Source organism: Bacillus cereus group sp. BfR-BA-01408 (genome assembly GCF_022663305.1).
Classification (GTDB): Bacteria; Bacillota; Bacilli; order Bacillales; family Bacillaceae_G; genus Bacillus_A; species Bacillus_A pacificus.
In genome coordinates this window covers 15,613-36,563 of the sequence record NZ_JAKUFF010000027.1, presented here as the reverse complement: position 1 = coordinate 36,563, position 20,951 = coordinate 15,613, and the positions used below count along the sequence as shown (strand labels likewise).

The following is a 20,951-nucleotide window of genomic DNA, read 5'->3' as shown; positions in this document are numbered from 1 at the left end:
TTATGTAAAAGGAGGATTTTCATGGAGAAATTTAAGTATTCATTACTCGTTTTATTCGGAGCTTGTAGCTACGGCGTACTTTCAACTATTTTCAAACTCGGATTCATTGATGGATTTTCAGCCCATCAACTATTAGGAGGTCAATATGTCTTCGGATGGATCGGTCTTCTTCTGCTCGTTCTTTTCGTTTCACGTCATAAAGTAACAAAAAAGCAATTCTTTTCCTTACTAACAGTTGGCACAACGATGAGTATGACCGGTATCTTCTACGCTATTTCGGTAGAAGAACTACCAGCATCTATCGCTGTCGTCCTACTTTTCCAGTTCACATGGATTGGTGTCGTTATTGAAGCCATTGCAAATCGAACATTTCCAAGTCGTGAGAAAGTTATATCTATCATTATTTTATTTACTGGTACATTGTTTGCAGGCGGTGTCTTTGAAGGCCTCGGACAAAACTTTTCCACAAAAGGTATGATCTTTGGTCTATTAGCCGCTGTCTCTTTTTCATTCTATGTTTTTGCAAGTGGGCGTGTTGCTACAGAAGTTCCGCCTTATACGAAAAGCTTTCTTATGGCAACAAGCGCTACTCTTATCGTATGTCTATTCTTCCCGCCAACCTTTTTAACAGACGGTGCTTTGCAAGATGGCCTATGGAAATATGCTTTCTTCCTCGGGTTGTTCGGCGTTGTCGTACCTGTCATTTGTTTTTCAATTGGCGTACCGAAAGTAGGAACAGGACTTGGTACAATACTAGGAGCAGCTGAATTACCAACGGCCATTATCGCTTCTATTACACTTGTACATGAAGTCGTAACGTTCATGCAGTGGATTGGGATCATCTTTATACTACTTGGAATTTTTACTCCTCAGCTACTTACGGCTAGGAAAGAAAAGAAACATAGTAGCGTGCATAGTGCATGAAAATAGAAACTTGCATATAAATGTAAATACAGTTACAATGTGGTATAATTTCAAATCTATTTGGAGGTATAAATGACTATTTTAAGCGTAGCCTTTTTTGCCATTATGTGTATCTTCTTCCTAATAAGATATATGAAAGAAAAGAAATTTTACGATGTGCTCCTCATTCCCATTTGCATATATGCTGGGGCAGTCAAAACCCCTTTGGTGGAGTACTTAAACTTTAATACCACATTCAAAATAACATATGATATTGCAGCTATTATTCTCGTAATCCTTGCTGTGCTGTTCTTCTTAAAGGATAAGAAAGAGAATCCTACTGCATAACAAAAGACCTTTCATATATTTGAAAGGTCTTTTTCTCTATCTCACTTTACTGCTCCATATAACTTCTCTATCTCACACTCAATTTGTTTTACATCAATCCGTTCAAATAGTGGCTGTACACTATCAATTCTATTCGGCAACGTGTTTTGAGGCTCCCAATTTCGTTTCACAATTGATAATGTGTTTCTAACTCTTTCACTTGAAAATGGTAAAAACGGTTCAAGGAGATTTACAAAATTAGCGATGAGATACACACAATTATAAATCGTTTCTTCGCATGAAACTGGATCATCCTCCCTTTCTTTCCAAGGCTGCCTCTCATCAAAGTATTTATTTGCAAAACGTACTGCATCAAATATTGCTTCTAGCGCCACCTTAAATTTAGTTTGCTCAATCGCCTCTCCTACATGTTTATATAATCCTTCTATTTTATCTTTCAGCTCTACATCAATACTTCCCTTCGGCACGATACCACCATAGTACTTTTCAATAAATTTTAATGTTCGGTTCACAAAGTTTCCGTATGCACCTAACAATTCACTATTATGACTGTAAATAAATTCTCGCCATGAAAAGTCAGTGTCACGATTTTCTGGTGCGTTCACTGTTAAAAAGTAACGAATAGAATCCGGATCATAGCGTTCTAATATATCAGGCACCCATACTGCCCAGTTTTTACTCGTAGATAATTTTCTTTTTTCCACTGTTAAATATTCATTCGAAACGATATGACGAGGAATTGTCCCTTCTCCTATTCCAAGCAATACCGCTGGCCAAATGATAGAATGAAACGGAATATTATCCTTTCCGTGCACATAATATGTTTTCGCTTCTCTATCCCAAAACTCTTGATCATCTTTCCCTGTTTTTTCAGCCCAATGTTTACTCGCCGAATAATATCCTGTCACTGCTTCAATCCATACGTAAATTTTCTTATCTTCATACCCTTCTACTGGAATTGGTACCCCAATTGGTAAATCACGTGATACAGCCCTATCTAGTAACCCTTCCTTTACGTATCTTTCTGTTAGCTGAATTGCATTGTCGCGCCATGTTCCTGTTTGTTTTGCTGTTTCTACAGCCACTTTGATTTGCTCCTGAAATGTATGCAACGCGAAATAGAAATGCTCTGTTTCCTGTACGGATGGTGCACTGCCACATAGCTTACATTTCTTTTCTAACAAATCGAGTGGATCTAAAATAGCTGAACACGCATCACATTGATCTCCTCTTGCTGCTTCATGACAATGCGGACATATTCCTTCTACATAACGATCAGGTAAAAACTGCGTACACGTTTCGCAATATGCTTGTTCCACTGTTTTTTTATAAATATGGCCTTCTTCTAATAAACGTAAAAAAACTTTTTGAACCGTTTTATGATGGTGCTCACTATCTGTACGTGTATAGCAATCATACGTAAAACCAAGGTTACGAAAACATCGCTGGAACTCTTCATGATACTTATTAGCAATTTCCTTCGCCGTCACACCTTCTTGTTTTGCCCGAATTGCAATTGGTGTTCCATTGCAATCACTTCCCGACACATACAACACATTCTCACCTTTTGCCCTGTAATAACGTGCTAAAATATCTCCAGGTAACAAACTCGCAATATGCCCAAGGTGTAATGAGCCATTTGCATATGGCCAAGCTCCTCCAATAAAAATACTCATCTTACATTCCTCCTTTTAAATATAAAAAGCCCCGCCCCTATCTAAAAAAAGATAAGGGCGGGGCTGTATAAACAGTCGCGGTACCACCTTATTTCGCCAATTACTCACATAATTAGCCTTAACAAGTACGGAGCTATATGCTCTTATACTGTGGTTTTGATAACGAGTACCAACTCTCGTCGCCGCCTACTATTATCATTTCATAAGTTCAGGACGAAGCTCAAAGGCCATTGTTCAAATGAATATTCTTGCTTCTTCTCAGCTACCGAAGCTCTCTGGAAAGAATGTGTTCATCCTACTTTTCCTTTTCAACGCTTTTACGTATAACAAGTATTGTACGACTTAATAACAGAAAAATCAAACTTTTGTCCGAAAAGAAAAGGAAATCCCATCCTCCCGCCGAATACCTATACGTTCACAAAAGGAGTGATATGATTGAATCAAAAACAACTAAGCGCGCGGAATGAAAAAAGCTGGAATGCAGCTGCTTATGAAGCTTGGACGAATCGCCACGGGGCGCCAGCAGATTATGCAAAAAAGCTTATGGAAGATCCCATGCGCGAGGTAGATCACTATTTACCTTACATACAATCTCCAAAAGGAAAACGTATTATTAATTTACTCGGGTCAAAAGGAAATAAAGCTGTTGCTCTCGCTCTTTTAGGAGCTGACGTAACGGTTGTTGATATTTCAGCAAGTAATGCAAAATATGCAAATGAACTTGCGGACGCAGCAGGTGTCTCTATTCAGTATGTCGTTTCTGATGTATTACATGTGCAACTATCAGAGTCATTCGATATCGTATTGCTGGAACTTGGTGTACTCCATTACTTTCTCGATTTAAAACCGCTTTTTCAAAAAATTGCTACCTTGCTTAAGCAAGATGGAATGCTTATCCTTCGTGACTATCATCCTGTTTACACGAAATTATTAGGAGTCGACCACCCATCATTTCAGGCCAATGGAAATTATTTTGATGAAGAATTGATTGAAGATGATGTTGCTTATAGCATCCTTCTTACAGAAGCACAGAAAGAATCGCTACCTAAAACAACTATCCGTCGCTGGACGCTAGGAGAAATCATTACAACGCTCGCGGAAGCACATTTTAAAATTGAAAAACTAGTTGAAGAACACGGGTCACATCAAAGGTGGGTCTTCCCTCCTACTGCACCGGAAGGAATGGAAGAACGTGTGCCAGGCCTATATACATTAATTGCAACAGCATGCAAAAAAGGATCCCTTCACGGATAGGATCCTTTTTGCATGCTCACGCATATAAGTTGAGGTTGGAGATTACCATAATTCTGTAGAATAGGACACAAGATATTTCAACATTTCGTCTCTGACTTACGTCGTCAAAAAGGGGTATGACCAACATAACGAAGAGTAATGTTATTAGTTGATACTGATAATCGTTATCAACTAATTAGAAGTATACATGATGTTTTTTCAAATTACAATAGCATTTCTAATTTTTATTTATGAATTTTTCGATATACAAATGTATACATTTTAAGAACATTTACTCATACTGATTTGCTATCTTCCATTATCTGCTATAATTTTCATTGAACAGATTAATAACTTCATAATAATGTTTTTATTAACTCTGTATTAAAATTTATAAATCATAATAAATAGGTTTTAAAAGGTAGGGGTAACGATGAAATATGTTAGCATTCGAAAAAAACTACTGTTCACACTCTTAAGTATTTGTTCCTTATTTAGCATTGCTCTTATTGTTATTCTTTCATTCGCCATGAATCAAGCAAATGAAGTCGAAACCTTAAAAAATGATGTATCCAAAAGAGCAACCATTTTAAAAGAACGTGGCGATTGGTTCCAAGCACAAGTTGCTGGTTTACAAGAATATTTACTGTCACATGATCAAAAAGGATTGGATAAATTCAACCGAGAAGGAAAAAAACTAGCTGATACGAGAGAAAAAGTAACTAGTGATAAAAAACTTTCGGAAGGAATGAAAGAAGCCATTTTAATGGGTGGAAAATGGCGAAGCGTCATAGATAATGAAGTCCTCCCTCTCGCTCGCGAAGGAAAATGGGACGAAGCATCCAAAATCGCTTTAGCTCAAACCGATTATGTAAACGACCTTTTAAGTCGTTTTACGAAATATGCAAATGAAGAAAATGATAAACGTGACGCATTAATTGCTGACGTAGAATCTTCTTCATCTCTTATTCAATATATTATTTTCTTCTCACTTATTACATGTACAGTAACATCTATTTTATTAGCATGGTGGTTCTCTGGTAAACTCGTTAAACCGATACGACAAATTGATGAGAAATTAAAAGAATTAGCTTCTCAAGATGGTGATTTAACTGCTAGGCTGCACGTAACGAGTAAAGATGAAATCGGTGATATCGCCAATTCCTTTAATCAAATGCTCGCTAACTTACAACGTATCATACAACAAGTGCAACAAACATCAACAAGTGTAAAAGAAGCATCTGAAAATGTGTTTATTGAAACAACTGCTTCTATGGAAAATACAGCAAAAACGCAAGAAACTATGAATGCTCTTGAGCATAATATTCGTTCACAAGTCTCCAGCATCGAAGAAAGTTCAACTGCAATGGACGATATGGCAACGAGTGTTCAACGTATTGCAGAATCCGCATCTTCTGTTGCTAGCCTAGCTGTTACTACTTCAGAAAAAGCTGATAGTGGGAATAAAGTCATTGAGAAATCTATTACACAAATGCATACCATTAATGAAGCTGTGAACGCTACATCACAAGTAGTGGAACGACTCATTACACATACAAATCATATTGATACTGCACTTCAATCTATTTCTAATATCGCGGAACAAACGAATTTACTTGCTTTAAATGCTTCCATTGAAGCGGCTCGTGCTGGTGAACATGGAAAAGGCTTCGCTGTTGTTGCCGATGAAGTACGAAAGCTTGCTGAACAATCTCAGCTAGCAGCAACTGATATTAACCATTTACTTCATCAAATTCAAGCAGATACAAAAATAGCAAATGAAATGATGACGCAAGGTCAGTCAGAGGCTTCTGAAGGCATTACAGTCATTCGTACTGCTGGATCTTCATTCTCAGAAATTGTTAACCACATTAACAAAGTCTCTACACAAATGCAGGAGGTGTCTGCAACTGCTGAAGAAATGGCCGCAAGTTCTGAAGAAATGAATGCAGCTTTAAATAACATCGCTTCTATTTCAAGTGAAGTTGCCGCTGAAACATCACAAACAGCAACTTCAGCTGGTGACCAAGTAAACAAAATGAGTGTCGTTGCTAAAAAAGCATCTGAAATGAAAACGACCGTACAAGAACTTGAAGTTCTCGTTTCTCATTTCAAAACAAATGCTTAAAGTGAAAAAAGAGAGATTTACAATCTCTCTTTTTTCACTTTAAAATATCTCTTTCTATCTCTCATTCCGTCTGCTATAATTCCTAAAGGAAAGAAGAAAGCTTTATTCCAGACGGAGTAAAGCTTTCTTTCAATTTTTTACATTAATTAATTCTAATACTATGATTTCACAAAGGAGGATTTTATTATATGAGTTTTATTAGCATTCGAAAAAAACTAATGTTCATGATGGGAACGATTTGCGCTTTATTTGGAATCGCCTTAGCTTTTATTTTATTTTTTGCTATTGATCAATCTCGTCAAGCTGAAGCATTACAAAAAGAGATTTCCCCCCTTGCAACACAATTAAAAGAGCGCGGGGATGCTTACCAAGTACAGCTCTCTGCTTTAAGAGGGTATTTATTACAGCACGATCAAGTTGAATTAGACAAATTTAATGAAATGAGTAAACTTCTTGAAGATAAGAAGGATGAGCTTCTTTCAAATCCTAATCTTTCTCAATCTGTGAAAAGCACAATGGAATCAGGATCGGCTTGGAGAAAATTTATTGAAGAAAAAGTTTTCCCTCTTGCAAAAGAACAAAAGTGGGAAGAAGCTTTACAAGTAGCTTATGCAGAAAATGGTACTGTTTATAAAGTAATTGGTGACTTCACAAATTATAGTAATGAACAAGCTAAGCTACGTGATCAATCTATCGCAAAAATTGATCAATCTTCACTACAAATTGAATATGTTGTCTTCTTATCACTTGTTATTTGTATTATCGTAGCTATCACACTTGCATGGTGGTTCTCTGGTAAACTTGTTAAACCAATTCAACAAATTGATAGCAAGCTAAAAGAATTATCATCTCAAGAAGGTGACTTAACAGCCCGCCTACAAGTAAATAGTAATGATGAAATTGGTACGATTGCAACATCATTTAATAAAATGTTAGAAAATCTACAACATATTATTAATCGTGTTCAAAAAACATCTGTGGAAGTACAAAACGCTTCTGAAAATATGCTAGAAAAAACGAATATATCACGTGAGGCAACAATAAAAGTTCAAAGCTCGATGTCTAGCTTAAATGCAAGTATTCAATCGCAATCTGCTAGCATGGAAGAAAGCTCAACTGCAATGGACGATATGACAGTAAGTGTTCAGCGCATTGCTGAATCTGCTTCATCTGTAACTGAACTTGCTGTAGCTACATCTGAACAAGCTAACGATGGAAATACTGTTATTCAAAAATCTGTTTCACAAATGACAACGATACACGACGCGGTAAATGCTACGTCAGAAGTGGTCGAACGTCTAATCACTCATACAAAATATATTGATACAGCTGTACAATCTATTTCTAATATCGCAGAACAAACAAACTTACTTGCTTTAAACGCCTCTATTGAAGCAGCTCGTGCTGGCGAACAAGGAAAAGGTTTCGCTGTCGTAGCTGACGAAGTTCGAAAACTTGCTGAACAATCTAAAACAGCGGCAACAGATATTAACCAGCTACTACATCAAATTCAACAAGACACTGAAACTGCTAACTCTATGATGTCGCAAGGCCGTTCGGAAGCATCTGAAGGCATTCATGTTATTCGTGAAGCTGGCAATTCTTTCACAACAATTGTAGAACAAGTAAACAAAGTATCTACTCAAATGCAAGACATCTCAGCAACTGCTGAAGAAATGGCTGCAAGTGCTGAAGAAATGAACGCTTCACTGAATAACATCGCTTCTATTTCTACCGAAGTATCTAGTGAAACAGCGGCAACAGCACAATCTGCTGAGAAAAAAGTCGTTACGATGAATGAAATGACACAAACAGCTAAACAAATGAAACAAACAGTTGAAGAATTAGATCAACTCGTATCTCATTTTAAAACTGAATAGCCATTCCAAAAATATTCCTCTTCCAAGAGGAATATTTTTTTGAGCTCATTTCCTGCACTTTAGACATATATCCGTTATAATGAGAATCGATATCATTAATATGTAGGGGGTGCTACACATGTCACAACAAGCATTTGAAGAAAAGTTATATGCAAGCTTAGAAGCTGTTATTGACCCTGAACTCGGTGTTGATATCATTAATCTTGGATTAGTTTATGACGTTACAGCAGATGAAAATAATAATGCTGTCATTACGATGACGATGACTTCTATCGGTTGTCCAATGGCTGGGCAAATTGTATCAGACGTAAAAAAAGTATTATCAACGAACGTACCTGAAGTCAATGAAATAGAAGTAAATGTCGTATGGAATCCGCCCTGGTCTAAAGAACGTATGTCACGTATGGCGAAAATCGCATTAGGTATTCGCGACTAAATACAGAAAGACCTGACATCCTAGTCAGGTCTTTTTCTCTTATTATTTTACACCTACTGCATCATAAGCTTTCGTTACAGCTTGTACAGCTTTAGAGTTTTTACCATATAAATCTTCAGCTGACTGAAGTGCTGCTTGACGCATCATCTTAAAGTCAGAGTTTGCAGTTAAATATTTCGTAAGAGCACGGTAATAAATTTTTTCTGTCGCTTCACGGCCTACTCCTGTTACTTTCACGCCGTAATGCTCCCCGCCTTCAGATACTAAGTATGCAGCTTTATTGTTAATGCTACTGTTAATGTGAACGCCGCCATTATCAGCTGTTCCAGTGTAGCGCTTATTGTAGTGATCTGGGTAACCTTCACCTGGTTTTAATGGATTCGGAATAGATGCTGGATCTTTCAATGAACGAAGTGCATCACCAGGTTTACCAGGTGTATAAATGTCAGCACCTAAATCCCAGCTCTTCTTCTCAACCATAACACCCATAATATCAGATAACGATTCATTTAACGCACCCGGCTCATTTTTATAAACAAGATTTGCTGTATGCTCAGTGACAGCATGCGTTAATTCGTGACCGATAACATCTAGTCCAGCAGATAATGGAATGAATGTTTTACCATCGCCATCACCATACATCATTTGCACACCGTTCCAAGCTGCGTTATTCCAGCTTTCTCCAACGTGAACAGTAGAAATTAGCTTCGCACCTTTATCATCGAAAGAGTTACGATTAAATGTCTTTTTGTAGTAATCATATACTTTCCCTGCATTTACATGCGCATCAACTGCCGCTTTATCTTCGAAGAACTTAGATTTACTCTTAACTTCTTCTCCCGTATACCCAAGAATTTGTGAGAATAGATTAAACCAGTTTTCGTCCATATTCTCTGCATCAAATGTATGGATACCTTGTCCTCGTTTACCATCAAATAAGTTGAATTCTCCTGTTTTCGTATCTTGAGCAATTTCAAATGATTGTTTACCGCCCAATACTCCGTAACCAAATCCTGTAATGTTATCTACAGCGTTATATTTCTCAATCACATTTCCATTTGTCGCATCAACAAAGTAATGCCAATACCCTGGAGCTGGCTTTGAAATCGATGCTTTCACTAAGTATGCAAGATAGTAATTCCCATCTTTTTCATACACATATAAATCTTTTTTCACACCGTCATAATTCTTTACTTTACCAACTTCTTTTTCAATATCTGCCTTTGCAATTGTTTCTGCTTGCTCTGCACTAATCTTTGCAAATGCAGGAATATTTTTATCCTCTAAATTCGGAATAACTTGTCCGAAGAATGCTTTTACATTATTCTCTTTATCTAGTGTAACTGTTTGATCTGAACCGTACACAGGAATGTTATTATGTTTCTCAACTAGCTTCACGTGTGTTGTACCGGATTCAGCATCTTTTTCTTCCCCAACGACATTAAAGTGTTTATCCATATTTCCTGCTAATTTGAACATATCTTTCTTACTCTCTAAATATTGAAAGACCGTTTCTTTTTTATCTAGTCCTTCCGGTGCTTTCCATTCTTCACCTATGTATGCAGGCGTTTTAAATTCTTGATGGTATTGAATTTTTTGTTCTTCCGCTTTCGTTGTTGTTGCTCCAAATGTTCCAAATCCCCCGGCGATAACAGTTAACGCTAATGCTGATGAAATGACTTGCTTTTTCACTATAACATTCCCCATTCCCATAAAGATTTTTGACACTTTTATACAATTCTTGTTTTTCAAGTTGATACCTTTCCCTAAAATTTGAGAAAGTTTTTTCTGACAATTCCACTCAAAAAAAGAGGACATCTATCGGATGTCCTCTTTTCAAACCTTTTATTGTTTTTTCAATTCAATTGCTAAATAGTGAGATTGCTCTTTCGCTACAATATGAATATCTTCTTCTATCGCTTCTGCCGCATCACGCATAACAAGTGTCTCACCGTTGATTACACTACTACCTTCAATTTGTACAAGATACAATTGACGGCCTTCTTTCACTGGAAAATGAATTTCTTTTCCAGCATGTAACGATAAAGCATATAAATTCGCATCTTGATGAATTTGAATTGGTGCCCCGCCTTCTACTTGAGATACCATATGAAACCATTCATTTTCACGCTTGCTCCAATCAAATTTAAACTCACCATAGTTTGGTTTATGGTCCGCGCGATCTGGTAAAATCCAAATTTGTAGTAAACGTAATGTTTCATTTCCTAAATTATGCTCACTATGAAATACACCCGTACCCGCACTCATATATTGAACATGTCCACGCTCAATTGTTCCGCGGTTCCCCATGCTATCTTCATGTGTTAAAGCACCGTCTACAACGTACGAAATGATTTCCATATCGCGGTGGGGATGCATATCAAAACCAGTTTGCGGTGCTACTAAGTCATCATTAATTACACGTAATGCACCGAAGTTCATGTTATTAGGATTATAATAATTTGCAAATGAAAAATGAAAATGTGTATTTAACCAACCGTGATTTGCTCTTCCCATATTTTTATGATCAACTTTTCTAAACATATCCTTCACCTCATATTATCTCGAATTCGAGATTTATTTTAAAATTTTTCTCACTGTAACTTTTTTAGTAATTGTAGTAATTGATGTTGTTCTTCTACATTTAAATTTTGAAACTGCTCCGCTTGGAATGTTTCTTGAGGCGGGATGATTTCTTCATATAAAGCTCTTCCCTTTTCTGTTAACGAAATATATTTTGTAGTACCTTCTTGTTCACGACGAATCCATTCGAGCTGCTCCATTTTATTTAAAAGCTGCGTAATATTTCCCTTCGTAACAAATAGCTTATTTCCAAGCTCTTGCTGCGTTAAACGGCCATGCCCTCCAACTTGAGCTAGTACATCAAACTGAGCGGCAGATACTTTCCATTCTTTCAAATGCTGATTCGTCTCACGAATACTTTTGTTATAAAAACGTGATAAACGAAACCATAGTAGTAAACCTAGTCTATCTTCTGTTTTCATTTCATCACCTCGCTCATTTCATACCATTAGTTTAGAACTAAACTTCATAAAAGTCAATTACTTATTTTTAGTAAGAACCAAAGAAAGCACAGCGCTATTTCTCCACTATGCTTTACATTAACTTTCTATTTTTATATTCATCTAACTTCCTCTCCGCGAACTTTCTCGCATCTTTCTCAATCCATCTATCTTCGTACAATTCACTTCCAACATACAATACTTCGCTCTTATGCTGCATTGCATGACGAAATTCATGCAGTAGTGTTTTAAGGACTTGCTCATACTCTTCCCACATACAAACAAAAATTAATTGTTTTTCTTTATGATAAAAACCACCTACTGGGAATAAAAATTCCTCTTCTTCTTCTCCTAGTGATAAAAGGACATGATTCACATCACACGTATCACAAAAAATAACCGGTGTTTTACATACTTCAATCAGTGAAAATAAATCGTCTCTAAGCCTTTTGACATCCCAAGGAAGCTCCGAATCCAACACATACCAATTCTCCACCTGTTGATATACATTTTGAAACTGGAGTTCCATTTCTCTTTATTCCCCTTTCCAAGCACCCTTTTTTTATATGTATGCCACAATATGGTAAATATTAAACGTATTCTTTCATCCTTGAAAAAATACCAATAAAAAAGGAACCTATGCCGACATAGATTCCTTTTCCGTAATCACTTTTTCATACATATCTTTTACTTTTATTTTTTTAATTTAGTTAGTCTTCGTATCCCACTTAAAGATTTTATTTAAAAATTTATATACATTCTTTGACTCTTTTGTCAGAAGTGGACCTAAGATAGATAGTATAAGCACGTATAGTGCTGAGAATGGCTTCAAGACTGACATTAAACCACCAGCGATACCGATATTGGCCATAATGATGGAGAATTCTCCTCTTGAAACGATTGTTAATCCAATATTTGTTGACGCTTTATGAGATAATCCAGCTTGTCGTCCTGCAATCATCCCCGCTACAAAGTTCCCGATGATTGTAAGAAGAACTGCACCTAACGTTAACCATATCGCTCCGCCCAATGAGAACGGATCAATGCTTAATCCGAAACTGAAGAAGAAAATAGCTCCGAAAAAGTCTCTAAATGGAACAACGAGATGTTCAATTCTGTCACTATGCTCTGTCTCAGAAAAAACTAATCCTAAAAGAAGTGCTCCAATTGCTTCGGCAACGTGAATTGTTTCCGAGAATCCTGCAATAAAGAATAATGAAGCAAATACTACAATAATGAAAATTTCATCCGAACTAATATTAAGCAATTTATTTAATAACGGCGTCGCCTTTCTAGCTACAATAAAGAATAGAAGCATATATCCTAAAGCAATTCCAATTGAAGTAAGGGCACCTAAGAATGAAGCGTGATCCCCTAGAACTAATCCAGAAACGACTGATAAATATACAGCAAGGAATATATCTTCGAACATGATAATTCCTAAAATTAATTCGGTCTCATTATTACCAGTTCTTCTTAAATCCACTAACACCTTTGCAACGATAGCGCTAGAAGAAATCGTAATAATCCCCGCAATAATTAAGATTTCTAGTAAAGGGAATCCCATGATAAATCCGTACAATAACCCAAGTGAAAAGTTAATTAAAATATAGATCGTTCCGCCAATCGCAATAGAACGTCCAGATTTAATTAGTTTTTTCATCGAAAACTCTAGTCCTAGATAGAACAGAAGAAACAGAACGCCAATCCGTCCAAGGAAGGAAATGACACTTGCACTTTCAATAAACTTGAAATCGATCACACCAATTGTCGGCGCATGTGGCCCCACTAACATCCCAAGAACAATTAAAAACGGAATAACTGAGAATTTAAACTTACCAGCAATTACTGCTGCAATTGCAACTAATACTAACGCTGTACCAACTTCAAAAATTAACGTATCCATCTAGTCAGTCCCCCTATTCGAAAGTAACTCATTAATAATTTTTTTAATTTCTTCTCTCTCACCTGAAACTACAAGCATATCGCCTTCCTCAATTACTGTTTCTGGTCCTGGATTAAATAGCTTTTTCATATTCTTTTTCATAACTGCAATAATCGTTACGCTATATGTTTTTCTTATTTCCAGATCGCCGATTGTTTTTCCGATTGCTGGCGCAGCATTCTCCACTTTAAACCACTCAATCGCCAAACCTTCAAAAACCATTTCAACATTTTCTAATGCTCTCGGCTTATATACCATTCCACCTAATATGGCTGCAATTTGTCTTGCCTCTGAGTCACGTAATGAAATACTTGAGATACTTTCTTCATGGTCTGAATCAAAATGATACATTTCTCTACGCCCGTCATCATGAATAACAATCACCATCTTCTCGTTACCTTTCGTAACGATTTGAAACTTATAACCAATACCCGGAAGTTCACTTTCTCTAATATTCATATTTAGCTCCTCCACAACAATTTTTATTTAAATTTTCTGTTTTTCTGTCTTTTATTCATCCAATCAACTTTAGAAACTCTAACCATTCAGGATACCTGTGATTTGGAAATCTTTTATTGTAATAATAAGTGGCTCCTAAAAAGATACTTAAAGATGTAATGATAAAAAATATATTACTTCTCATTTTCAAACTCTTAAGGCTTACTTTCAATAAAGTTTCTTCTTTCAAATTATCCCCTCTTTCTCGCTTTACATTTAGTTTTTTAAAATGGAAACAATTCTAAAAATATTACGATGTAACATAATCATAACATAAAATAACTTTAAGTAACATAATTTTTTAGAAAAATTGATTCTCGTATATTTTTTGCATATAATTTTCTTATTACGGAAAAAAGGAAGTGTATTATATGGTTGATATCTTTAGCAGATTCCTTGAGGTAACGAATAATATTTTATGGTCATATATTCTTATTGCAATGCTAATCGGCTTCGGTCTTTATTTTTCTTTTAAATTAAAATTTGTCCAAATTACTCATTTCGGTGAGATGGTCGGTTTAATTAGTAAAGGATTTAATCGAAAAGAAAAAAAGAAAGATAGCATCTCTCCGTTCCAAGCATTTTGCTTAAGTGCAGCAGCACGTATCGGTATCGGAAATTTAGCTGGTGTAGCATTAGCTATTTCAATGGGTGGACCTGGTGCAGTGTTTTGGATGTGGTTTATCGCCATCCTTGGAGCAGCTACTAGTTTCGTAGAATGTACGCTCGCGCAAATTTATAAAGTAAAAGATGGAAGCAGATTCCGTGGTGGACCCGCATATTACATGGAAAAAGGATTAAACAAACGCTGGATGGGTGTTTGGTTCTCACTTCTTATTACAGTTGCATACGGATTAATTTTCAATTCTGTACAAGCAAATACAGTAACAATTGCATTTGAAAATGCTTTTGGACTAGAGCGAACGATCGTAGGAGCTCTATTAGCTTTATTAGTTGCAGTTATTATTTTCGGTGGCATTAAGAGCATTTCACGTATTACGGAAATGATTGTTCCTCCAATGGCAATCATTTATATTGGTGTGGCTATTTTTGTCGTGATTAACAACTTTACTATGTTACCAAGCATTTTTATGGAAATATTTAATGGTGCATTCGGTTTAGACCAAGCCATCGCTGGTGGTATTGGAGCAGCAATCAAGTACGGAATTCAGCGCGGTCTATTCGCAACAGAAGCAGGTATGGGTAGCTCCCCTAACGCAGCCGCAACATCAGATGTATCTCACCCTGTAAAACAAGGACTTGTTCAAGCATTAGGTGTTTTCGTAGACACATTCTTAGTATGTACATCAACAGCATTTATCGTATTATGTTCTGGACTTTACAAAGGTTCAAATTTAAAAGGTATCGAATTAACACAAAATGCATTAAGTTCACAAATCGGACCGTGGGCAAGCACTTTCTTAGCGATTATTATTTTCCTATTCGCTTTCAGTTCGCTTCTAGGAAACTACTATTATGGTGAAACAAATATCGCATTCATTAAAGAAAGCAAAACATGGTTAATGATTTATCGCGTGGCAGTTGTCGGAATGGTATTCTTCGGATCAATCGCTGCCCTTCAAACAGTTTGGAGCTTAGCTGATTTATTCATGGGACTAATGGTATTCACAAACTTAATTGCCATCTCATTCCTAAGCAAATTCGCCTACGCAGCATTAGTAGACTATATTAAGCAAAAGAAACAAGGAAAAGATCCTGTTTTCGTTGCAAGTTCTATCCCTGGCTTACAAAATACAGAGTGCTGGGATGGACAGGATATAGAAGAAAAACAGAAGGCTGTGTAATAATTAAAAGCGGAGGCGGCTCGTCCAGAATCGCAGGCTATTTGGAGCTCTCGACCTTGAAGCGCTTTTTGCTTCGAGCGAGAGAGCGAAATGCCCGGAGATTCTAGCCGCTGGAGCTGGATATCACTAAAAGTGAAAGCAGCTCGTTTAGAACAACAGCTATATATCAAACAAAATCCCTATTACTTCAACGTAATAGGGATTTTTATTTACAACAGTTCATAATTTGTTCAAATTAATTCCAGCAAAAGGGTTGATTTATACGAATTACTAGATTATAATAATTATAAATTAGTAATTGATATCACATAACAACTCAAAAGGAGATTGATCATAATGAACAAACAAGTAATCGAAGTATTAAACAAACAAGTAGCAGACTGGAGCGTTTTATTCACAAAATTACACAACTTCCATTGGTACGTAAAAGGACCTCAATTCTTCACATTACATGAGAAATTCGAAGAACTTTACACAGAATCAGCTACTCACATCGATGAAATTGCAGAACGTATTTTAGCAATTGGCGGCAAACCAGTAGCAACAATGAAAGAATACTTAGAAATATCTTCTATTCAAGAAGCAGCATACGGAGAAACTGCAGAAGGGATGGTCGAAGCAATCATGAAAGACTACGAAATGATGCTAGTCGAACTGAAAAAAGGCATGGAAATCGCTCAAGACTCTGATGACGAAATGACATCTGACCTACTACTAGGCATCTACACAGAACTAGAAAAACACGCTTGGATGCTACGTGCGTTCTTGAATCAGTAATACTTAAAAGCGGAAGCGGCTCGTTCAGAGTCGCTTTTTTCTATGGAATGGTCGCGCGTATCAGTACATGAAATTTATATCAACGATTTTCCCTATATATCGACGATTCGACATAGGATATCGACTTACCGACAAATCACGACAAGATCTGCGTCCCTCTCCCCTACTTTCATCAATATATTACAATCTCTTTTATGTTAAAATATAGTAACATAGATTCAAAAAAAGCTTTTCCATATTCATCATTTACTACTTAAATGGCGGGAGTGGTTCAGTTGAAAGACTACTTAATTAGAGCATTTTTTGCGTTAATAACAGTTGGGATTGTCTTACTTATAGCTAATATTTTCAACATACGTATCGAGGTGAAAGACTACGCTTTCCTCGTTGTAGTAGCAATTGGTGGCGGCTGGGGTGGCTGGTACTTGTATAAAAAACAAAGTAATCAAAATGATAAAGGCATTCCAAAGTAATACGGAATGCCTTTTTTTATTTCCGCCTATAATAAATAATGAAGTTCAAACCGCTAATACAAACTATCCCAATAAACATATCAAACGACAACGAATCTCCACCTAAATTATACTCATCAACAATAAACCCAGACATAAACAACGTGATCGCCGAAACACCGATACACAATATCGAAATAAACCAAAGAGAAAATTCATTAATTCGCTCTTTCTTCTGTATTGAAACAATTAACATAACAAGAATAGATGCTGCTAAAATACATTTAAAAACCGGCCTTAAAAACACGAATTCTTCCATCTATTTCTCCTTTTTCAAAAACATTACATCTCAACGTTAACATATTTAACCAAATTAAAAACACATGCCTTTTGAAGATAAAGTGACATGTGTTTCCAAAACTCTCTATAAAATTGTATTATGATAACTGCTTCCACTTCGTTCCTAAAACAGGACGCTCGTAATTTTGTATTTCATGAATTAATTTATCGGCTGTCTCAGCTGAAACGATTAACTCTTTATTTGACGGATTCATAAACCCTTCTTCCGCTGCGCGTTCAACCATTTGCAAAATTGGTCCATAAAAATCTTTTATGTTCAATAAACCAACTGGCTTATTATGTATACCAATTTGTGACCAACATACTACTTCAAATAGCTCTTCAAACGTTCCGTATCCCCCCGGCAGTGCGATGAAAGCATCCGAAAGCTCTGCCATTTTCGCTTTACGTTCATGCATCGTTTCTACTTCAATTAATTCTGTTAACCCTGTATGAACGATTTCTCCTCGGAATAGACCGCGCGGCATAACACCTGTTACACGCCCGCCTAAACGAAGTACTTCATTTGCTACTTCTCCCATTAATCCAACGCAAGAACCACCGTATACAAGCTCATAATCGTTCTCAACAAACATTTTCCCTAACGCTATTGCCTGCTCTTTAAATTCTGGTCTCTCCCCTAAGTTGGAACCTGCAAACACACAAATCTTTCTCATCCTTACACCCCGAAACTATATATTGTTATGATACAATGAACATTGTACAACATATTGAGGGGATGAGAAAGAAATGGATATCGTTGCATTTCAAAGATGGGTTGAGGAATTTTACGAAAAACGAAGCTGGTCACAGTATAATGCCTTTATTCGCTTAAATTTCTTAACAGAGGAAGTTGGGGAAGTTTCACGCGTTGTTCGCGCAATCGAAATCGGTCGCGATCGTCCTGATGAAGACGCTAAGACAGAAGAAGAGCTAAAACAAGAACTAAAAGAAGAACTTGGTGATGTACTATCTAATCTTATTATTCTTTCACAAAAATATGATTTAGATTTGCAAGACATTATGGACGCACACGTCACAAAGCTTTCGAAAAGGTTTGAAACATCCAAATGAGAATATTATCAATTGTGATATAATATTCTTGTCACAATACTAAGGGGGATTTTATGTTATCAAAAAAATTGCACGATGCATTAAATGATCAAATGAATTTTGAATTTTACTCTGCCCACGCTTATATGGCAATGGCTGCTTACTGTACAGCCGAAAGCTATGATGGATTCGCTAACTTTTTCCTTGTACAAGCTGAAGAAGAACGTTTCCATGCGATGAAGCTTTACAACTATATTAATGACCGCGGTGAGCGCGCTATTATTACTGGATTTGATAATCCGAATAACGAATATGAATCTGTACTGAACGCTTTTGAAGTAGCACTTGAGCACGAGCGTGAAGTAACGAAACGTATTTACAACCTATCTGATATCGCCTGGGATGAGCGTGAACACGCAACAATTACATTCTTAAAATGGTTCGTCGATGAGCAAGTAGAAGAAGAAGCTTCATTCGATAGCATCATCCAAAAATTAAAACGTATTACAAGCGATTCAAACGCATTATTTATGTTAGATGCTGAATTAGAGAAACGTACATTTACGCCTCCAGCTGAGTAGTATTTCAATCACCTTAATGAATGGATTAAGGTGATTTTTTTATTTCTTCTCTCAGCTGAATAACCCTCGCCACATCTTTCTTATAAAACCTAGAAACCTTTTCAACAAAGTCACTATGAGTAAAAGTCCCATCGCCTTCTTCTACTATGCTCAAATATCCATGTATCAATTTCAAAAACGCTCTAGCATCTTCTCCAGTTAATTGATCAATGTTATCTATAATCTCATCAAACTCCTTTAAAATATCCTGTTCTTCCAACCTAATTCCCCTTCTCTGTATTATTTATCATACCAAAACAAAAAAAGTCGTTTATCCTCTAAGTGAGAGATAAACAACTTTTTTACTATTTATTAAAGCATAACCCCAACGATAACCGCTGATAATATACTTACTAACGTTGCACCGTATACAAGTTTTAATCCGAATGATGATACAACGTTTGCTTGTTTGCCATCGATACTCTTCGTTGCACCTGCGATAATTCCAATTGATGAAAAGTTCGCAAATGATACAAGGAAGATAGATAAAATACCTACTGTACGAGCTGATAAATCACCAGCTACTTTACCAAGGTCAAGCATTGCAACGAATTCGTTCGTTACTAATTTCGTTGCCATAATTTGTCCTGCTGTTAACATCTCTGATGTTGGGATACCCATTACGAATGCTAATGGTGAGAAAATGTATCCTAAAATGCTTTGGAATGTGATTCCGAAAATTGAATCGAACACACCATTAATTGCTGTAATTAATGCTACGAAACCGATTAACATCGCCGCTACTGTTACAGCGATAGAGAAACCAAGCATAATATATTCGCCTAACATTTCAAAGAATGTTTGCTTTTTATCTTCTTGTAATTCTAAAATGTCGTCTTCTTCTTTCACGTCATATGGATTAATAATATGAACGATAATGAATCCACTAAATAAGTTTAATACAAGTGCCGTTACTACATATTTTGGATCAATCATTTTCATATAAGAACCGACAATTGACATCGATACTGTAGACATGGAAGATGCACAAAGTGTGTATAAACGATTTTTCGGTAATTTGCTTAATTGATCTTTTACTGTAATGAATACTTCCCCTTGACCAACAATCGCAGCTGCTACTGCATTATATGATTCTAGTTTTCCTAAACCGTTCACTTTACTTAATAGGAAACCGACTGCACGAATGATAATCGGTAAAATTTTAATATGTTGTAAGATCCCAATTAATACTGCTAAGAAAATAATTGGTAATAATACTGTTAAGAAGAATGGTGCTTGTCCATCATTTGCTAGACCACCAAATACGAAATTAACCCCTGCCTCCGCAAATTTTAAAATAGCGCCAAATCCATCTGCAATCCCTTTTACTAATACAAATCCGACCTTTGTATTTAGTAAGAAATATGCAAGTACCAATTGAATGACAAGCATAAGTGCAATTGGTTTATATTTAATTTTCTTACGATCTGAACTGATAAGGAAACCTAGTACAAATACTACAAGTAAACCGACTAGAAACATTACTATTTTCATATGTGAATCCTCCACTTCTCCCACGAGTTATCGGTCGTATAACGAATGACGTCTGACCATTGATGTTAAAAAAATTTAAAACCCCTAAATACTATTCAACTATTATCTAAAATCAGTAAGCGTTTACATAAATTGCAATTTATAAAAGGTAGCTTCTTCTCTCCTACCATACTTGAAAGTCTGAAATTGATACCACCTACAAATCAAATTGTAAGCGTTATCTAACTGAAATGCAATATAAATTTTAAAAGATTTTTATATGTTAATATATTCCTAATTAATTGGTTTTTCTATGCAAATTTACCATAAAAAAATGGCCCTAGCTATGAGCTAGGACCATC

The 20,951-nt window shown here is 36.2% G+C and carries 22 protein-coding genes and 1 other annotated feature; of the genes, 11 read left to right on the top strand and 11 right to left on the bottom strand.

Features of this window, described 5'->3' with window-relative positions; all coding sequences use genetic code 11:
- The first annotated feature begins 21 nt into the window (after window positions 1-21).
- Together MR083_RS13565 and MR083_RS13560 are read left to right on the top strand one after the other, a co-directional pair.
- Window positions 22-924, top strand: coding sequence for an EamA family transporter (locus MR083_RS13565; RefSeq protein WP_000410496.1), 903 nt, complete (start codon window positions 22-24; stop codon window positions 922-924).
- 72 nt (window positions 925-996) lie between these two features.
- The gene (locus MR083_RS13560; protein WP_000154154.1) at window positions 997-1,251 is read left to right on the top strand and encodes a hypothetical protein; all 255 of its coding nucleotides are present in this window, start codon (window positions 997-999) and stop codon (window positions 1,249-1,251) included.
- A gap of 41 nt (window positions 1,252-1,292) precedes the next feature.
- Here the strand turns inward: MR083_RS13560 and metG are convergent, their stop codons facing one another.
- Window positions 1,293-2,927, bottom strand: coding sequence for a methionine--tRNA ligase (gene metG / locus MR083_RS13555; protein WP_000021591.1), 1,635 nt, complete (start codon window positions 2,925-2,927; stop codon window positions 1,293-1,295).
- A 50-nt stretch (window positions 2,928-2,977) separates the two neighbouring features.
- Window positions 2,978-3,248 (bottom strand) — a binding site (T-box leader).
- Between the two features lie 114 nt (window positions 3,249-3,362).
- On the opposite strand from metG, the gene MR083_RS13550 reads away from it, so the two are divergent.
- From MR083_RS13550 to MR083_RS13535, 4 genes are all read left to right on the top strand, one after another.
- Complete coding sequence (locus tag MR083_RS13550) at window positions 3,363-4,181, top strand: class I SAM-dependent methyltransferase (protein ID WP_001072218.1); 819 nt, start codon at window positions 3,363-3,365, stop codon at window positions 4,179-4,181.
- Between the two features lie 412 nt (window positions 4,182-4,593).
- Window positions 4,594-6,288 (top strand): methyl-accepting chemotaxis protein, encoded by a 1,695-nt coding sequence (locus MR083_RS13545; protein ID WP_000878415.1) that lies wholly within the window; start codon window positions 4,594-4,596, stop codon window positions 6,286-6,288.
- A 188-nt stretch (window positions 6,289-6,476) separates the two neighbouring features.
- Window positions 6,477-8,168, top strand: coding sequence for a methyl-accepting chemotaxis protein (locus tag MR083_RS13540; protein WP_000008434.1), 1,692 nt, complete (start codon window positions 6,477-6,479; stop codon window positions 8,166-8,168).
- A gap of 118 nt (window positions 8,169-8,286) precedes the next feature.
- Entirely contained in the window at window positions 8,287-8,604 is a 318-nt protein-coding gene (locus MR083_RS13535; RefSeq protein ID WP_000082524.1) for a metal-sulfur cluster assembly factor, read from the top strand.
- 42 nt (window positions 8,605-8,646) lie between these two features.
- On the opposite strand, the gene nprB is transcribed toward MR083_RS13535, so the two are convergent.
- The 6 genes from nprB to MR083_RS13505 form a co-directional block, all read right to left on the bottom strand.
- The gene (gene nprB / locus MR083_RS13530) at window positions 8,647-10,296 is read right to left on the bottom strand and encodes a neutral protease NprB (RefSeq protein ID WP_014893422.1); all 1,650 of its coding nucleotides are present in this window, start codon (window positions 10,294-10,296) and stop codon (window positions 8,647-8,649) included.
- A gap of 153 nt (window positions 10,297-10,449) precedes the next feature.
- Window positions 10,450-11,148 (bottom strand): pirin family protein, encoded by a 699-nt coding sequence (locus tag MR083_RS13525; protein ID WP_000488942.1) that lies wholly within the window; start codon window positions 11,146-11,148, stop codon window positions 10,450-10,452.
- Between the two features lie 50 nt (window positions 11,149-11,198).
- Window positions 11,199-11,609 (bottom strand): MarR family winged helix-turn-helix transcriptional regulator, encoded by a 411-nt coding sequence (locus MR083_RS13520; RefSeq protein ID WP_000845455.1) that lies wholly within the window; start codon window positions 11,607-11,609, stop codon window positions 11,199-11,201.
- Window positions 11,610-11,721: 112 nt separating this feature from the next.
- Window positions 11,722-12,156 carry a DUF3920 family protein gene (locus MR083_RS13515; RefSeq protein ID WP_000422828.1) on the bottom strand — a complete coding sequence of 145 codons (435 nt, stop codon included), beginning with the start codon at window positions 12,154-12,156 and terminating at the stop codon, window positions 11,722-11,724.
- A gap of 177 nt (window positions 12,157-12,333) precedes the next feature.
- On the bottom strand, window positions 12,334-13,533 hold the full coding sequence (locus tag MR083_RS13510) for a cation:proton antiporter (protein ID WP_000380218.1): 1,200 nt from the start codon (window positions 13,531-13,533) through the stop codon (window positions 12,334-12,336).
- The gene (locus MR083_RS13505; protein ID WP_001026069.1) at window positions 13,534-14,031 is read right to left on the bottom strand and encodes a cation:proton antiporter regulatory subunit; all 498 of its coding nucleotides are present in this window, start codon (window positions 14,029-14,031) and stop codon (window positions 13,534-13,536) included.
- A gap of 410 nt (window positions 14,032-14,441) precedes the next feature.
- On the opposite strand from MR083_RS13505, the gene MR083_RS13500 reads away from it, so the two are divergent.
- The 3 genes from MR083_RS13500 to MR083_RS13490 all read left to right on the top strand — a co-directional run bounded on the left by MR083_RS13500 (window position 14,442) and on the right by MR083_RS13490 (window position 17,125).
- A complete protein-coding gene (locus MR083_RS13500; protein WP_000227573.1) occupies window positions 14,442-15,875 on the top strand; it encodes an alanine/glycine:cation symporter family protein in 1,434 nt (477 codons plus the stop codon).
- Between the two features lie 336 nt (window positions 15,876-16,211).
- On the top strand, window positions 16,212-16,652 hold the full coding sequence (locus tag MR083_RS13495; protein ID WP_001041889.1) for a Dps family protein: 441 nt from the start codon (window positions 16,212-16,214) through the stop codon (window positions 16,650-16,652).
- 275 nt (window positions 16,653-16,927) lie between these two features.
- Complete coding sequence (locus MR083_RS13490) at window positions 16,928-17,125, top strand: hypothetical protein (RefSeq protein ID WP_000656322.1); 198 nt, start codon at window positions 16,928-16,930, stop codon at window positions 17,123-17,125.
- Window positions 17,126-17,141: 16 nt separating this feature from the next.
- On the opposite strand, the gene MR083_RS13485 is transcribed toward MR083_RS13490, so the two are convergent.
- Both MR083_RS13485 and MR083_RS13480 read right to left on the bottom strand, forming a co-directional pair.
- Window positions 17,142-17,423, bottom strand: a complete 282-nt coding sequence (locus MR083_RS13485) for a hypothetical protein (protein ID WP_000390890.1) — start codon at window positions 17,421-17,423, stop codon at window positions 17,142-17,144.
- Between the two features lie 118 nt (window positions 17,424-17,541).
- On the bottom strand, window positions 17,542-18,120 hold the full coding sequence (locus MR083_RS13480) for an LOG family protein (RefSeq protein WP_001225729.1): 579 nt from the start codon (window positions 18,118-18,120) through the stop codon (window positions 17,542-17,544).
- 73 nt (window positions 18,121-18,193) lie between these two features.
- Here MR083_RS13480 and MR083_RS13475 point away from each other — a divergent pair, with 73 nt between their 5' ends.
- Together MR083_RS13475 and MR083_RS13470 are read left to right on the top strand one after the other, a co-directional pair.
- Window positions 18,194-18,517 (top strand): MazG nucleotide pyrophosphohydrolase domain-containing protein, encoded by a 324-nt coding sequence (locus MR083_RS13475; RefSeq protein WP_000355748.1) that lies wholly within the window; start codon window positions 18,194-18,196, stop codon window positions 18,515-18,517.
- A gap of 53 nt (window positions 18,518-18,570) precedes the next feature.
- A complete protein-coding gene (locus tag MR083_RS13470) occupies window positions 18,571-19,077 on the top strand; it encodes a ferritin (protein WP_000949392.1) in 507 nt (168 codons plus the stop codon).
- Between the two features lie 25 nt (window positions 19,078-19,102).
- Here MR083_RS13470 and MR083_RS13465 read toward each other — a convergent pair whose 3' ends face one another.
- On the bottom strand, window positions 19,103-19,336 hold the full coding sequence (locus MR083_RS13465) for a hypothetical protein (protein ID WP_000392429.1): 234 nt from the start codon (window positions 19,334-19,336) through the stop codon (window positions 19,103-19,105).
- Window positions 19,337-19,428: 92 nt separating this feature from the next.
- Entirely contained in the window at window positions 19,429-20,610 is a 1,182-nt protein-coding gene (locus tag MR083_RS13460) for a NupC/NupG family nucleoside CNT transporter (RefSeq protein WP_000706846.1), read from the bottom strand.
- Window positions 20,611-20,951: the final 341 nt, after the last annotated feature.